The organism is Butyricimonas faecihominis (assembly GCF_033096445.1).
Classification (GTDB): domain Bacteria; phylum Bacteroidota; class Bacteroidia; order Bacteroidales; family Marinifilaceae; genus Butyricimonas; species Butyricimonas faecihominis.
Window position 1 is genome coordinate 4,256,913 of record NZ_AP028155.1, and the last position, 16,201, is coordinate 4,273,113.

Sequence of the window (16,201 nt, forward strand, 5' to 3'; positions counted from 1 at the left end):
CTAAATGAGAAAATATATTGTATTATTATACAGTCTGTTATTTCTTGGAATAGCAGATTGTATATCTCAAAAAAAGCCTCTGGATATGGAGGCTTATAAATTATGGCGAAGAGTTGAGGGGCAACAGATGTCAGAAGATGGCAAATGGGTGACTTATCGCTTTGTTTATATAGATCAAGAAGGACATGATAAAGATGTGCCTGTTACTTATTTACGTGACATGACATCTGGTAAGGTGTATGAGTTCCCCAATGTTCGAGAGATGAGTTTTTTTAATCAAGGAAAGGGATTGAGATACGTGGTGCAGCCCTCTCCGCTTGATACGTTGAAAGAGAGAAAAGATTCTCTTTTTTTGTTATCCTTGAAGGATATGAAAAAAACTTATTGGGATAAGCCTTATGGTTTTCGAGAGTCTCCTCATTCTCCTCTGATTTCTTATTCTTATCCGATTGATCGAGATGGAAAGAATCGGGCTCTTCGTCGGTTGATTGTTTGGAATTTTGAAACTGGGGATTCTGTACGAATAGATAGCGTGGAAAATTATTTTTCAACAGACGATTATAAATCAGTGGTTTATATTCGGAATCATAACGGAAAGAAATCTTTACGAGTTGGTCTGGTAAAAGGGAAACATCAGGTTATTTATGATGATGAAAAAGCTATTGTTACTAATTTCTCTCTGAACCGAGGGGGGCTGAAGGGAGTGTTCTCGGTAGCTTCAGATTCTTCATATTTGAGAGAGCCGGATTTATTATACACGTTTTCAGTTGTTGATGGGAAGTATCGGTTGGTGATGGACACTAAAGAGGTGGTTGTATCGGACGAATATAAAGTTCGAGGGGGGATTTATTCTGTTTTCAACAATGGAAAATATATATTTGTGGACGTGGGATTACAGCAACAGGAAGAACGGAAGCCGAAAGCGAAACCGGATAAGAGTTTTGAGTTGGAGTTGTGGAAATGGGATGATGAAGTTTCACAGAGTAGGCAGTCGTATGGATTAGGGGGAGATAGACGAAAAATGCCTAAATACGTGTACCACGTGGATTCGAAAAAATGTGTATTGGTGGCTCCCTCTCATATAGATCAGATGTATCAGCCGAGTTGTGACGAGTATCGTTATGTTATTATTGCAGATGAAACTCCTTATCGGGGACTTGCGGATTGGCGAGATGAAGTAACGGCAGACTTGTATTTAGTGAGTTTGGAAACGGGTGAACGGACATTATTATTTAAAGATTTTCGGCAACGGCCCGTGTGGAGTCCGAATGGAAAATATGCCATGCTGTATCATGCCGAAAAGAAGGTATGGTATAAGTTGAACCCGGAAACGGGAGAATTGACAGATGTTTCGACACCGATAGGATTTGCCGTGTATAACGAGGAGCATGATCTACCCAAACCTGCGGTTCCTTATGGTATTGCAGGTTGGTTGGCAGGTGGAGATCAAGTTGTCCTGTATGATAAATATGATATGTGGGTGGTGGATCTTACTGGTAAGCAACCCACGTATTCATTAACGAATGGATGGGGACGTGAACATGGTATTTCTTTGCGTTTGTTGAAAGCGAATCGAGAGATGCGTTGGATTAACCCCAAGCAGAATATTTTAGTGCATGGTTTAGATCGTGAAACATTGGATCAAGGAGTTTACGTGTTGACTCCTAACCGGAAAGTAAAAAAATTGATGTCTGGGGCTTATGATTTGTATTTTAATCAGCAGTCCGAGAATGGTAAATTTTATCTGTTTACCCGACAAAGCTATACAGAATTCCGGGAGCTTTGGTGGAGTAAGAATGATTTCACACGTCCCGTACGAATAACAAACACGAATCCTCAACAAGAGAATTATTTGTGGGGAAGTGTGCAATTGGTAGAGTGGACGAATTTTGAGGGAAAACCGAATCGGGGTTTGTTGTATTTGCCAGAGAATTATGATTTAACGAAACGTTATCCTGTCATTGTAAATTTCTACGAGACTCACACAGGAGATCTTCATACTTACCAACTTCCCTCGTTGAGTAGTGCGATGATTAATACGGTAACTTATGTGAGTAATGGATATGTGGTGTTTATGCCGGATGTACATTTTACTGTAGGTGCCCCAGGTGAAAGTTGTTATAATGCGGTGGTTAGTGGGACTCAAATGTTGATTGATCGTGGTATTGCAGATAAAGATCGCATTGGAGTACAAGGGCATAGCTGGTCTGGTTATCAGGTCGCTTATCTGGTGACACGAACCAATATGTTTAAATGTGCTAGTCCGGGAGCTGCCGTGTCTAATATGGTCTCAGCTTACACTGGTATCCGAACGGGAAGCGGTATGCCTCGAATGTTTATGTACGAGGAAACACAAAGCCGGATGGGGAAGACACTTTGGGATGACCCGGAGGCGTATATCAAGAATTCACCTATCTTTTATGCGGATAAGATTCAGACTCCGTTACTAATATTTCATTGTGATGGGGATGAGGCGGTGCCGTATTCCGAAGGGTTAAATCTTTTCTTGGCAATGAGACGGTTGCATAAACCTGCGTGGTTGTTGAATTACAAGGGAGACAGACATTTCCTTTATAATAAGGCGGCAGAGATTGACTGGACAATTCGTCTGCAACAATTTTTTGACTATTATTTGAAAGATACTCCGATGCCTCGTTGGATGAAAGAAGGAATTAATGTGAATGAGCGTGGGGTCGACCAAAAGTATGACTTTGTGAAATAAATCATGTGTTTAGATAAATATAATTTTAATTTAAAATGGAAAAGATGAAAAAGTTATTATGTATTAGTTTGATCTTGTTTGCTTTTGCTTGTACAAGTGACCCTCAAAAAGAAATGGAAAAAGCAATTGTCGGTGAATGGTGTAATCCCTATACATATCAATCAACAGGCGAATTGAAAGGTTTTAATTTCAAAAAAGGTGGTGTTTGTGAGTCAATAAATATTCCTTCTTTAGAATTGAAATCTTGGGAAATAAAAGATGGCTACCTTATCGTGAAAGGATTTGAGGTTACAGAGGATGGAAGCAAGGCCGAGTATGCAACAAAAGAGAAAATAGGTCAATTGACCACCGATTCTTTATGTTTGGTTGTGCAAGAGGCGAATCCTCGTCTAGCCTTTTTGTACTTGAATTCAAAGGTTATCAAAGAACGTGTTAATGCTCAGAAGTAGTTTTTCATTTTGATAGACAAATTTATGAGAAGATTTAGATGGCTATATTGCTTTTATAATTTTCTAGTGCAATCTTTAGGGATAAAACTATAAAATAAGGACTGTGGTACTTCTAAATTCCACAGTCCTTTCGTGTGATATATAAAGAGACTAATTCCAATCGTTACCGTATTGGGTCTTGAATCGGATATCTATAATTTTTCCGAAATTTATATTTGTAGGAGTATCCCAAATTACTTTTTCTTTTTTGGTTTCTAAATTTTTTGCTTTTTCCATATTCAAAATCACAACTTTGCCGTTATCCGTACCAACTCCAGCGTGACGATGATAGAATCTTTCTGCTTCAATACAAGTCACGGTTCCCTCACAAGTATAGAAAAGTTTAATTTTATCATTGGGGGAGTTACGGTCATATAAGTAAATATCTGCACCACTGGATATTAAAACAAATTCTGATGCGACTTGATACGGAAGTGCGTAAATGATACTATTTTCTTTTAAGATGGAAGTCAAGTCTATTGGATTCCGTTCACACTCTTCGAGGTAATAGGATGACGTGTCGTATTGGCGTTTTAACACGAATTCTTGAGTCCAGTATTTCCCATTTTTATCTTGTAATATCATAAAAATTCCAACTTTTTGCCCTGAACCTTTGGGGGTGAAGTAACCAATATGAATAACCTTGTTGTCACCCATATTGTCCAAGGGAACCCATCCTTCAACGCTACCCGTGTTCGGTTTCCCCGGACAAATTTTTACTTCTCCTGCGCCGGCGGCAGAACCATAGGATGCGTCCATGATTAATAATAATCGGTTATTTTTTTTGTCATGAGCTATTGCACAAGCACTTTTCATGTATTTTGCTAAGATCAAGTGACATTGTTCAAGCACTTTACCTTCAAACTGAAGTGGTGTTTGTAAGAATGCGCTAGAATGAAATAATTGATCGGTTCCTTTGATTCTGGAATAGATTTTTCCGTCATAATTTTCAATAAGATCACACCATCTCATAAACATGGCGTTTACCGGTTTGAAATCAGCGGGAAGAGTCTGGTTGGCAAAGGCTTGATTAATTGTAATCTCTTTTTTCAATGTTTTACCGTTTAGGTCAACCATATAAGGCGAACTTCCTTCGATAACCATGACCTGACCAATCGTTGATGATTTGTCTTGACAGAAATGCATGTGTAGTTTTAGCGGAGATTGTCCTAACAATTCGCCATTATTCCGAGTTTCATAAATATTTTGATATACTACATTATCAAATATCGTGTTCTTTTGTTCATCTTTTACTTCACGTTCTTTGATGAAACTTAAAGATGAATGATTGTCTTTATCTGCAAGTACAGCCCAGCCGAATGCATCAAATTCGCTACTTAAACTGATAGCGATGTTTCTCAGATAAACCATCCCATTTTTTGTATCCGTAATACGCATCTCCAAATTCCCTCTAGCAATAGTATCTACGATCCAAAAAAAGTTTTTTTGGTTCCAATCTTTTCTAGTTTTTCCTGCAAATCGCCATTCATAATTTAAAGTAAGCGTGTCACTTGGATCTTTGGAGAAGGTTAGATTAGGATTTACACGAATGGTATCTCCTACTGTAAATGCTTGTCCACTATATAAAAATTTTTCAATTTCGATTTGATTTATATCCGAGTAGGCATAACTTCCTTTATCATCATAACAGCCTGTTATAAATGCTCCAATAAAAAATAATAAAAATGTTATATTTAAAATTTTCATGATAATTCGATTTTGAATTAATAACAAGGTATAATCATGGGTGAACCATTTGCTTCTTTTATGTCATTATTCGGGTCGTCGTCAGCAAGTGATGCTTCAATAGCCTTTTTTAATTGTAAGCAAAGCTCTCTTTTTTCCCAAGGTTCTTTATTTTCTAAGGAAACTTCACCGGTAACGAGTATAAAGGCATCGTATTTTTCTTTAGAATATATGCCTAGATATTCTGTTTCAATGACTTCATCCCACCATAAAGGACAACTGATAATGTTGTTATATCTTAGTTGAGCTTGTTGTTTGTCGTGATAACCTGCGATAAAGTTCGAGTTCCCTTCAATTTGAATTTTTAGGAGATAAGATTTTTCTTCTAATTTTTCTTTATGTAGGGTAATCCATAAAGTGTCACTTGTTCTTTCTTTACGAAAAATTGGGGAGGTGGGAAGTTCGTAATCCCCAGTAATAGCGGTTGTCAACGAATCAACTACGGAGACCTTATATTCAAGGTCTTCCGAAGGAGTCGGACCAATAAGAGAGAGAACAAAAGGAACTTTTACTGTATTTTGTCCCGGATAGTGGCTAAAGGAAATATTCACCGTATCCTGTCCGTTTTCATTTGGGAAAAATAGTTGCCTTTGAGAAGAAAATCTTTCGACATCTTCTTTTGAACAAGAGATCGTTGCAATAATGAGGCATAATATAATGATATATTTTTTCATGTTCTTGGATTTTTAAAGAATAGTTTCACTATCTGGTAAGGGAAGTGTAAAATCACTTTCTTTCATTGAAGAGTAAATTGGTTGATTAAATTTCTTAAAATAGAAAAATACCTGTCCTTCTCCAATAAATTCACGTTGGGCTTCTTTTATCAACTCCTTACGGAAAGATTTTTCGTCTTTAATAATATCATCTAGACGGCCTTTAGTGCATTCGCGTCCATCCCGGACAATATCCATTTCTTTAATAGCATTAGAGAAATCATTTATGCTGGCATAATATTCGGCCCGAATATAGTACATTTCACTTAGGCGAACCATGGGTATGAGTTTTGCGCAAATGTGACTAGTGATACTGTTAATAGATGAAGGCAAATATTTTGTAGAAAAATATTTGGTCCCACTTTTGGTTAATAGTTTAGTATTTCGATAATCAGCATTGTCGTCAAACGTTATTGTATAATGATCGACATATAGCTTCCCGGTGGCATTGTATTCTGCCGTGTAATTATCTGCTAGCTTTTCATTGGAAAGTCCGAATAACAGATCAAGGAATGTTTTGGGATTTTCTTCAACATCGGCATTTGGCGTGAATGAAAATAATCGTTGTTTGGTGTTGTCTACTGCTGTTATGATCTCTTCGGTAATGTTGAATGCTTCTTCATATTTCCCGATGAATGCATAGGCTCTAGCTAACACCCCGTTTATTGCATAATAATTTATACGAAAACCTCGATATGCTTCGAATAAATCCGTTACGTTATGTTCGATATTCCCGTCTATCGTTCCCATGGTAAATCTATTTTTACTATTTAGGCGATCTCTACGTTCACTAACTGTGTCAGTGGGAGCGACTAATGTTTTCGCTTTTTCTAAATCTCGAATTACCTTTTCCATGAATTCACTAATAGATAGATTTGGTTCGTACGTGGATGGGTATTTCTCGAAATAGGGGATGTAAGTTGTGTTGGACTCTTCTTTTGCTGGAGCAAATAATCGCAACATATCAAAATGAAGAAGAGCCCTTAATGCTAAGGCTTCGCCTTCAATTGTGTTTTTCTCCATTTCTCCTCCTGAAAATTTTGAGGGATCTTCACTGCCGATTCTACTTAATAAGTTGTTACTGTTAGCAATGGCATTATATGTTTTGGACCACATCCCGTCAATGAGAGTTTTAGCATTTTCATCCTCATATTTGTAATTACTCATACTCTCGTATGAATCCGGTAGATAATAAGCATAGTAAACTTGGCCCAAGACATCAAGAGTTCCCCAAGTCATTTCTTTTCCGTACATGGCGTTTGATGCCATATTTTTATATATTCCATGCAAGGCATTCCGGTAGCCTGCGCCTGTTGCGAATAATTGATCTTCATCCAAACTGTCTTTTGGGGTGACAGTTAACCAATCGTTACACCCGGTTAGGGAGAACAAGATAGAGATTCCTATAATTAATTTCGTAATATTCATGATAGATAATAATTTAAAAACTTGCTCTTAATGAGAAATTGATCGTTCGGGCAAAGGGATAACTTAATCCTCGTTCTTCTTTTACACTTGACCAGCGAGCGATGTCTTCAGCTCCAATTTCGAATCGCACTACACTTAATCCGGTACGTTTAAGCCATTCTTTGGAAAAGTCATAACCGAGACTGATTGAGTTTAAAGATACCATATTGTAATCTTGTACGAAACGGGATGTCGGTCTTGTAGATGCGGGACGTCCGTCTCTTCCGCTTTCCAATTTTTTATATTTAGCAATGTCTCCTGGCTTTTGCCATCTGGAAGTATATACTCGTTTATCCACGTTTTCCGAATAAATATCAGCGTTTTCTACTCGGTCGACCAGTGTACTATTATAACGCTGGCCTCCAAATTCGTACATGAAGTTGGCAAAAAGAGAAAAATTCTTATAACTTAAATTTAACCCAAATGATCCTTGTGCATCGGGTTCTGTAGTACCTAAAACAACTTGATTAGAAGATTGCCATGTATCTGAGCTAGAACCATCCGGGTTGAGGAAAACTTCTTCTCCGGTTGCAGGATTTATTCCTAATGAACGAACTCCCCATATTGATCGCATGGATACACCTTCCACATATTTTGTGAATGGTTTATTCGTTGTTCCATTATATCGATTACTAATATCAGAAAAATGTTCATCAACTTTTTTGTTGTATGCTTTCAGACTTTCGGCTATTTTCAATAAGGTATTTTTGTTGTGTGATAAGTTTGCATAGATTGCCATGTGTACATCTTTTTGACGGATGATTTCACCTCTAGCTTCGATCTCGAATCCTCGGTTACGAACCTCTCCGATGTTGTCTTTATAGGTGGTAAAACCCGTAGAACTGGGAATGGTGACACTGTTGATACAATCTACGGTTTTTTTGTTATAGTAACTGACTTTGGCATATAACAGGCGGTCTAAAATGCTAACTTCAATACCGACATCCAATACATTCGTTGTTTCCCATTTCAAGTCTTTATTACCAAAAGCACTTAGGGCAGCTCCTGCTCCCGTTTGATACCAACTTTCGTCATCCAAGGTGTACATCGTTTTTGCTTCGTAATCTGAGAAATTTACGTTACCAGTTTGTCCGTAGCTACCTCTGATTTTTAATTCTGAGATGTAAGCATAATTTTCCATGAAGGGGTAATTGTGAATGTTAATACCTATTCCTGTTGACCAGAATGGGGCATATTTTTTATCAGCACCAAATTTGGATGAACCATCAATACGTCCTGTTAGGTCAAATAGGTAGATATTCTGATAGCTATAGTTGATTGTTCCGAAAGCTGAAAATAATCGGGAACTACCTTCGTTTGTAGAAGGTTTTTGATAAATTTCTTGGGCATAATTAGGTGAGTGTAAGGCACCAGAAGGAAATCCTCTGTATTGAGTAGATGAATTATTAGATGAGGTTTCTTTGATATTTGTACCCATCGTAACATTAATATTATGTTTGGAAATACTACGGTTGTAAGAAATGAAAGCGTTCATATCCCAACTAAAATAATCGCTACTACGTTGTGTTAACTCTCCAGAAGTTAGTTGTGTTAAACTAAGTGGCTTTGAATTTCTTTTTGAAAGAGGATCGAGAAATTTTTCTCCTTTTGTAAAGGTTCGGGTAATACCAATAGTTGCTTTCGCTTGTAGATGGGGAGTAATGTACCAATTGGCGTTTAGGTTGTTAATAATTTCTTCCGTTTTACTTTTATCGAAATTAAAAAGGGTAGATTCGTATAAAGGATTTTCCCGGTCCCTATCAGCCGTATTTTTGTAGTTTTTTAAAGTTGGTGTATATTCTCCATTTTCATCTTTGTAGGAGTCATAGGGTTGGGCCCGAGAATATTTAGAAAAATCTCCATAAGGTGATTCTTCGGATTTGGTAATGGTGTAACTTACTTGATTCCGAATTTGTAGAGAGCCAATACGATAATCTAGATAAAGTGCTGCTCCGGTATTATCTCGGAAAGAACCTTTCATAACTCCTTTATTCGTGTTGTATGATAAGTCTATTCCAAAGCGAATGTTTTCAGAACCACCTTCAACAAACAAGCTGTGTTTGTGATTAAACACTGTTTCCAGAGGTTTGGATAACCAATAGGTATCAACTCCGGATTTGATATTAGCCAGTTTGTCATAATATTCTTCTTCTCCTTCAAAAGTTGTATCCCCATTTTTGTCTTTATAGCATCCGGCAAGTTCTTCCAAATCAAGTTTTTCTTGTGCATTTAATAGATTGTAATCTGATAAATCAGGGAAAACGACGGAGCCGGTCATATTGTATGAAACATTTATTTTTCCGGGTTTGGGTGTGACGGTTGTAATGACAACAACTCCATTGGCGGCACGAGAACCGTAGAGTGCTGTTGCGGCAGCATCTTTTAAGATGGTAATACTTTCAATTCGATTCGGGTCAAAATCGTATAACTTTTGTACATTGATTTCAAAACCGTCCATGATAAAGGTTGGAAGATTCGGATTGTTCTCCAAATTACCACGGGTTGTATAGTTGGGATCCAGTTGTTTGATACCTGTTCCTGAAGCTCCTCGGATAGACATTTCAGGAAGGGTGTTCGGATCGGATCCCCATTCATTGTTTTCTTGGATACGAAATGACGGATCAAATGCTTGTAAAGCTTTTATTACGTTAGTTTTAGACACTTTCAATAATTCATCTCGTTTTACTGCTATTGTGTTTCCGGTAAAGCTCTCTTTATTTACATTGGCGTAACCCGTAATGACAACTTCGTCCATTTCGGTCACGTCTGGTTTTAAACGAATAACAATTTCTTTATCGTCATCTTTGGGAGCTTGTTTCACATGGATCTCTTGAGTTTGCATTCCGACAAATGATACGACTAGAATGATAGAATCTTGATCGGCTATTTCAATCTTGAATTTCCCATCCATGTCAGTAACAACACCTAGACTGGTGCCTTTTAGCAGGATGGTGGCTCCAGGTAAGGTTTCTCCTTTGGAATCACTTACAGCACCTTTTATGGTTCGTTTTTTTTGTAAGGTAGATTCTTTAGCTTTGACGGGACGAATGATAATAACGTCATTTTCTATTTCATACGTTAATTGGGTATTTGAGAGAATCGATTGTAAAAATTCTTCGATGGTTACATCTTTGACATTGATATTACGTTTCCCAAATTTATTTACTTCCTCTACACGGTAGAGAAATCGATAGTTGGTTTCTGTACGAACCTTTTTTATTAATTCGTCAATTGTAGCTTCTTGCATTTTTACGGTAATTCTTGCATTTTGTGCGAATGCCTTTGTTTGAGATACCATGGTAAATGTGACCATGAAAAAGAAACTTAATGTAAAGAGATAAAACATTTTTCTTAGCCTTTGATGTGATTCAAAGGTGAGTTTTCGTTTTTTTTCCATAACTTTGATTCTTGATAATTTTAATAATCGATTTTAATAGGACTGTTTATAAATTGATTATGCTGGGGGAATTCCCCAATTCCCCCAATTTTAATTTTTAATTTGATAAATTTCTTCAACTGTTACATTATTCTCGTTAATAATAAAGTGTATAGATGTTGCTTTTTCAAGCATTTGGAGAGTTTGTTTGAAATCACTATAGCGTTCGAGATCTCCTGTAAAATGGAAATCTTTAACTGCAGGATTTGAATAAAATACATTAATGTTGTACCAACGAGCCAGTGTTGTCATGATGTCTTCAAGTGGCTGGTTTTCGAAAACAAATAAGCCATCTTTCCATGCAGAGTAAAGAGAAGCATCCACGTTTCGGGTATTTATTTGTTTGTTTGTTTTCGTGTATACGGCCTGCTGATTGGGTTTTAATTCCACACTTTGCTGTTTGCTTGATATTTTTACGGCACCTTGATTTAGCGTTGTTTCTATCGTCCTTGCTTCTGGGTAAGCTCGTACGTTAAATTGTGTACCGAGAACTTTTATTTCTATTTCATCCTTGGTCTTGACGATAAATGGTTGTTTCATTTTTTTTGCAACTGCAAAATATGCTTCTCCTGAAAGTATAACTTCTCGGTTCTCTTTGTTAAAATGCACGGGGAATGAGAGCTCTGAATCTGAATTTATCCAAACATGAGTACTATCGGGTAAAATTAGTTCGTATTCTCCTCCGCGAGGGACTTGAATCGTATTGAATTTGTTTATGTTTAGAGGCTGATTATCACTTCCCGAATATTCGAATGTATTGCCTTGATTGATCGCTATTAGGCCATTTTCTAATTTTAGTGTTTGTATGGTGTCTTGTGGAGTTAGATGGATTTGTTTTCCTTCAGGGGTAATAAATATTGCTTTCGGACTACCGGAGTGAATACCTGCAATAATTTTCGACACTTGGTCTGATTTTGGGGCATTGAATAAAACAAGAGAGACTCCGATGATAATTAAAATACTTGCAACAATTCCGGATATCCATGTTAGAGAATGCTTTATGTGACTGTATTTGGGAATTATTTGTTGTTGCACATGTTTCCATGATTTTTCTAAGTTTAATTCTTTGACGAATTGATCTCTTTGACTTCTGTTTTGAGGGTCAAGGATTTGTTTGTAAAGTTCTTGTGTCGAGTGATTTTCATTTCGCCATATCTCTAACTCTTCTCGTTCTTCAAGAGATAGAGTGCCAGTTATCTCTTTTGCAAGAAGTTGTGCGATTCTATATTCTTTATCGTATATTTGCACCCCGAAGTTACGAAAAGAGTGTAATTTATTGGAAATGAGCGTAGGTTAATTGCTCTTGATAGTAATAGGTTACGATTTAGTTAGTTATCTACTGCATTATCCTTCTGCGCGTTGCGTAACCTTCAAAGAACTCTTCGTATGCAAAAGTAGCTATTTAATTCGAGATTTTGATATAAACTCCCGTTTTTTATCCCCTCATTCATAAGAATTTTCCGTAAAAGCGGTATTGTCCGTCGGCACACCATTGCCCAAAACGAGTTTGGAACAAACGTGTGCCGACTACCGCATAGCTGGAGAAAAGGGCATTGCCTCACGCCTAAACGATGTTTAGACAGATGAAGCAATGCCCCTTTCTTTTGCGCCTATGCCAAGAGGTGCTTTTACGGGTTTTCAAATGATTTTTCTTTTTTCGCTGTCTCTTTTGCCGGAAGCGGAAAGTGAATGCAGAGTGTGTCAGCCTGCCCCATGAATGAAACAGGCGCCCACACACAGCCGGACAAACCGGGAAGAATGATTGTTGCCACCCGGCTGAACAAGTTCCGTCGGATCGGAAACAATCATACTTCCTTTGTTGTGGTTTGCCCTTTTCACGCTTCCGGTGATGTCTTTTTCCTTTTGGTGATTCTTTTTTTTACGGATTTTCCCCTGAAGTTTTTTTCTACACAATCTGCCTCTGTTTTCGTTTACCTCCATTTTGCGCCTTTCAGTAAGCCGCATCAGTCAGTCATTTTCGTTCTGGGCGCAAAGGTAATTCCGGGATTGGACGGGAAAGCAAGGTCAAGCCTCCTGTTTTCGGTAAAAATCTCCAGCCCTGCGGGTAGTATTTTGACCGAAAAACCTTGCATTCCCTAATCCCTACCTTTTCAAGCACCCGAAACGAAAACGACCGATGCGACAGAAAGACGCATAAAAAAAATGTCGGATAAACGAGAGGCAGATAAGATAGTTTGAAACTCAACTCCCTCAGCTCTTGAATCCGCATTAAAAACAAAAAAATCAAAAACAGCGAAGATATGACGGCAACGGCAAATTTCAGACAAATGGCGCAACACATCGGGTTGGCGATATGCGGCTTGATGATGCGCACCGCCTTCGGGGTGTTCGGCATCCTTTGGGGCATCATCAGAGAGATTGTAAACGGAGTGTTCCGAGTGGCGATAGGTGTAATCGTGGCTATCCTTTCCACCATTGCCTTCTTTGGCTTCATCCTTTGGTTATTCACCCTTTAACCCTTACCGACATGGCAAAAAGAAACAGCAAGACGGCAGCGCAGCAGTGCAGATATTACGAGGTGGACAACATCTTCGTGTATATGGTGGAAACGTACATCAACGGCAATTTTGAAACTTTCCGAAGATTGTACCACGAACTGAACAAGGACGCACGGAGGGATTTCATGGACTTCCTTCTCAGCGAGGTAGAGCCGACCTATTGGAGAGAGATACTGAAACAGATAATCTAAAAATGACAGCGATATGAAAGGAACAGACCATTTCAAGAGAACGATATATATGTACTTGGAACAGCGTGCGGAGGAAGATGCGCTATTTGCAAAGAAGTACCGCAACCCTGCCAAGAACATGGACGAGTGCGTGACCCACATTCTGAACTATGTGCAGAAAAGCGGTTGCAACGGTTTCACGGACGGAGAGATATTCGGGCAAGCCATCCACTACTATGAGGAAAACGAGATAGAGGTGGGCAAACCGATGGACTGCCAAGTGGTTGTGAACCACGTTGTGAAACTCACGGCAGAGGAAAAGGCGGAGGCACGTCAGAACGCTGTCCGCAAATACCAAGAGGAGGAACTCCGCAAGTTGCAGAACCGCCACAGACCGTCAGCGAGAAAAGAAAACCAACCCCAACCCTCATTATTTGATTTAGGCTTATGAAACCGAAGACCAAGATACAGAAAGAGGTGGCAAGACTTTCCGCCAACCTTCGCCCCATATCAGCGACACAAATAGATTGGGCATACCGCCACTGCGTTGAGCATATCGGCTACCGCACCAAGAAAGGGAACATCACCTGTTCCGACTGCGGTCACGAGTGGCACAGCGACAGCGGACTATGCGACACCCTTGAAGGCTGCACCTGCCCCAAATGCCATGCCGAACTCAAAGTGCAGGACACACGCAGACGCATCTACAAGGAAACGCAGAATTTCAGCGTGATAACCACCTGCAAAGGGTATCAGGTAATCCGCGTGGCGCAGGTCAGATGCGAGAGCAGGAAAGGCGAACCGATGCGTTTCTACTGCCACGAGGTCGTGCAGCGTTGGATTTCACCCGACGGCAAGGTTACGGACATGGCGTTGCTCCGTGGCTTCCTTTTCTGCTATTGCGATGTGTGGGCATTAGGCAGCGATATGGAGGTAAGACCGCACAACAGCCTATACGATGATGTGGTGGCAAGAAGCTGTGCATATCCAAAGATGAGGATATTGCCCCAACTCAGACGTAACGGCTTCAAGGGCGATTTCCACGGCATCTCCCCCGTGCGTCTTTTCAAAGCCTTGCTTTCAGACCCAAGAATTGAAACCCTTATGAAAGGCGGTGAGATTGAGGTCATGAAACACTTTCTTTTCAATACCCGTACTGCCGATGAATGTTGGGCATCATATCTGATTGCCAAGCGTCACAAGTATCAGATAGACAATCTCTCAATGTGGTGCGACTATCTGCGTATGCTCAAAAAACTCGGTCAAGACCTCCGTAACCCGAAGAACATCTGTCCCGAAGATTTCATGGCGGCACACGACAACGCAACCCGAAAAATTGAAGCCATACACGAGAAGGAAAGAGCCGCAGAGCAACGCCGTTGGGAGATTGAAAGGCGTGAGCGTGAGCAACAGCGACAACTCCAACGAAAGAAAGATGCGGAGGATTTCATCGCCAACAAATCCAAATTCTTCGGCTTGGTAATCACGGACGAGGAAATAATCGTCAAGGTGCTTGAAAGCATAGACGAGTATTACAACGAGGGCAAGACGCAGGGCATCTGCGTGTTTGGCAGTGGATACTACAAGAAAGCCGACACCCTCATACTATCGGCAAGGATTGGCGATGAGATTATTGAAACCGTAGAGGTGGACTTGCGAACCCTCGAAGTGGTGCAGTGCCACGGCAAGCACAACCAGGACACCGAATATCACGAGCGCATCATAGACCTTGTGAACAAGAACGCCAACCTTATCCGTGAGCGGATGAAAGCGGCATAGCATAACCCCTAAAACAACATTGATATGGAAGTAAGAATTGAAAGTATGATTTGTGTGTGGGATGATGCAATCCCCACGATGTTCCTTGAATTTGTGAACCTCCTCACTCTCACAACGAGTGAGGGGGAATTGAGAAAGAGCGTAAAGGAGTTTGCCGAGAAGCACGAACTTGACAAGTTTTTCCTTTACGGCTTCGGCTCACACCATTTCTACCTGCACCAACGCTACACAAGCAACCCCGAAATGGTGATGAAGAACAGAGTTCTGTCAGTACATTTTTAACCATCTAAAAAGCAACATTATGACAACACGAATGACCATCAACGGAGTAAGCACCTGCGCGGAAGCAGGTACGGAGAAATACGAGCGTTTCCAATCGGGTATCGGAAGACGCAGGCGGACACTTGTGCAGTACGACTACCGCCACCCCATAGACAGAGAATTGTTCTCTTGTGTCAAACCCACGTTGGACGAGTGCCGAGCCGCACGGGACAAGTGGCTGAACGCAAAGAAGGGAAAGGAGGACAGACTATGAACACGACCTATCAAACGCTGATAGTCAAGTTCAGCGAACCTATCACGGCATTGGACGGTATCTTTGACGATACCGGAGCGTGGGGAACGGACACCCTCAAGGGGTGGATAGATGATTACGAAAGCACACGTTTCACCGCCACCGACAGCCATACGGCAGTCATCACGAGCGAGTACAATATGGAATGTGTGAAAGAGTGGCTACAACGGCAGACCCCCATTTCCGAAATGCGAGAATTTTGAACGGGATGGCGGTGTCCGCACCGCCAATACTTAAAACCCTAAAAACAAAAGATATGATAGCCAAGACGATATTACAGCAGATAGGCGGAAAACGCTTCACCGCCATGACAGGTAGCCGTGATTTCATAGATATGGGCAACGGCTTACGGATGAGCCTTGCAAGGAACAAAACAAGTGCCAACCGCCTTGACATCATCTATGACGAAGGGGCAGACCTCTACAATATGCGCTTCTACCGCAGGACGTTCAGCAAAAAGACCTTTGAGTGCAAGACAAAGGACATTGCCGTACACGAGGGTATCTATTTTGATATGCTGGAGGAAATGTTCACGATGGTGACGGGACTTTACACACGCTTTTGAGTGGCGGGGCGGCGAGAGCCGC

At 40.1% G+C, this 16,201-nt stretch carries 16 protein-coding genes; 11 read left to right on the plus strand and 5 right to left on the minus strand.

Annotated features, from left to right (window positions below; all coding sequences use genetic code 11):
* Positions 1-4: 4 nt before the first annotated feature.
* Positions 5-2,722 (plus strand): S9 family peptidase, encoded by a 2,718-nt coding sequence (locus R8806_RS17595; RefSeq protein ID WP_124316669.1) that lies wholly within the window; start codon positions 5-7, stop codon positions 2,720-2,722.
* Positions 2,723-2,766: 44 nt separating this feature from the next.
* Complete coding sequence (locus R8806_RS17600) at positions 2,767-3,171, plus strand: lipocalin family protein (RefSeq protein WP_124316674.1); 405 nt, start codon at positions 2,767-2,769, stop codon at positions 3,169-3,171.
* A 150-nt stretch (positions 3,172-3,321) separates the two neighbouring features.
* On the opposite strand, the gene R8806_RS17605 is transcribed toward R8806_RS17600, so the two are convergent.
* The 5 genes from R8806_RS17605 to R8806_RS17625 all read right to left on the minus strand — a co-directional run bounded on the left by R8806_RS17605 (position 3,322) and on the right by R8806_RS17625 (position 11,820).
* Complete coding sequence (locus R8806_RS17605; protein WP_124316670.1) at positions 3,322-4,917, minus strand: PKD-like family lipoprotein; 1,596 nt, start codon at positions 4,915-4,917, stop codon at positions 3,322-3,324.
* Between the two features lie 17 nt (positions 4,918-4,934).
* A complete protein-coding gene (locus R8806_RS17610; RefSeq protein WP_124316671.1) occupies positions 4,935-5,630 on the minus strand; it encodes a DUF4843 domain-containing protein in 696 nt (231 codons plus the stop codon).
* A gap of 12 nt (positions 5,631-5,642) precedes the next feature.
* Positions 5,643-7,097, minus strand: a complete 1,455-nt coding sequence (locus R8806_RS17615) for a RagB/SusD family nutrient uptake outer membrane protein (protein ID WP_124316672.1) — start codon at positions 7,095-7,097, stop codon at positions 5,643-5,645.
* A gap of 13 nt (positions 7,098-7,110) precedes the next feature.
* A complete protein-coding gene (locus tag R8806_RS17620; protein ID WP_124316673.1) occupies positions 7,111-10,533 on the minus strand; it encodes a SusC/RagA family TonB-linked outer membrane protein in 3,423 nt (1,140 codons plus the stop codon).
* A gap of 90 nt (positions 10,534-10,623) precedes the next feature.
* A complete protein-coding gene (locus R8806_RS17625; RefSeq protein ID WP_151411537.1) occupies positions 10,624-11,820 on the minus strand; it encodes a FecR family protein in 1,197 nt (398 codons plus the stop codon).
* A gap of 465 nt (positions 11,821-12,285) precedes the next feature.
* Between R8806_RS17625 and R8806_RS17635 the strand changes: the two genes are divergently transcribed.
* The 9 genes from R8806_RS17635 (at position 12,286) to R8806_RS17675 (ending at position 16,179) form a co-directional block, all read left to right on the plus strand.
* Positions 12,286-12,672 (plus strand): hypothetical protein, encoded by a 387-nt coding sequence (locus R8806_RS17635; protein ID WP_009126113.1) that lies wholly within the window; start codon positions 12,286-12,288, stop codon positions 12,670-12,672.
* 161 nt (positions 12,673-12,833) lie between these two features.
* On the plus strand, positions 12,834-13,049 hold the full coding sequence (locus R8806_RS17640; RefSeq protein WP_004291535.1) for a hypothetical protein: 216 nt from the start codon (positions 12,834-12,836) through the stop codon (positions 13,047-13,049).
* Between the two features lie 11 nt (positions 13,050-13,060).
* Positions 13,061-13,282 (plus strand): hypothetical protein, encoded by a 222-nt coding sequence (locus tag R8806_RS17645; protein WP_004291534.1) that lies wholly within the window; start codon positions 13,061-13,063, stop codon positions 13,280-13,282.
* 13 nt (positions 13,283-13,295) lie between these two features.
* Positions 13,296-13,712, plus strand: coding sequence for a PcfK-like family protein (locus R8806_RS17650; RefSeq protein WP_004291533.1), 417 nt, complete (start codon positions 13,296-13,298; stop codon positions 13,710-13,712).
* A complete protein-coding gene (locus tag R8806_RS17655; RefSeq protein WP_004291532.1) occupies positions 13,709-15,040 on the plus strand; it encodes a PcfJ domain-containing protein in 1,332 nt (443 codons plus the stop codon). Before R8806_RS17650 ends, R8806_RS17655 begins: the two co-directional genes overlap by 4 nt.
* A 24-nt stretch (positions 15,041-15,064) precedes the next feature.
* Positions 15,065-15,322: a hypothetical protein gene (locus tag R8806_RS17660; RefSeq protein ID WP_004291531.1), complete on the plus strand. Its 258-nt coding sequence runs from the start codon at positions 15,065-15,067 to the stop codon at positions 15,320-15,322.
* 19 nt (positions 15,323-15,341) lie between these two features.
* The gene (locus R8806_RS17665; RefSeq protein ID WP_004304291.1) at positions 15,342-15,575 is read left to right on the plus strand and encodes a DUF3873 domain-containing protein; all 234 of its coding nucleotides are present in this window, start codon (positions 15,342-15,344) and stop codon (positions 15,573-15,575) included.
* Positions 15,572-15,817, plus strand: a complete 246-nt coding sequence (locus R8806_RS17670) for a DUF6956 domain-containing protein (RefSeq protein WP_004291529.1) — start codon at positions 15,572-15,574, stop codon at positions 15,815-15,817. The genes R8806_RS17665 and R8806_RS17670 overlap by 4 nt, the downstream gene beginning before the upstream one ends.
* Positions 15,818-15,870: 53 nt before the next feature.
* Positions 15,871-16,179 carry a hypothetical protein gene (locus tag R8806_RS17675; RefSeq protein WP_004304290.1) on the plus strand — a complete coding sequence of 103 codons (309 nt, stop codon included), beginning with the start codon at positions 15,871-15,873 and terminating at the stop codon, positions 16,177-16,179.
* Positions 16,180-16,201 lie beyond the last annotated feature (22 nt).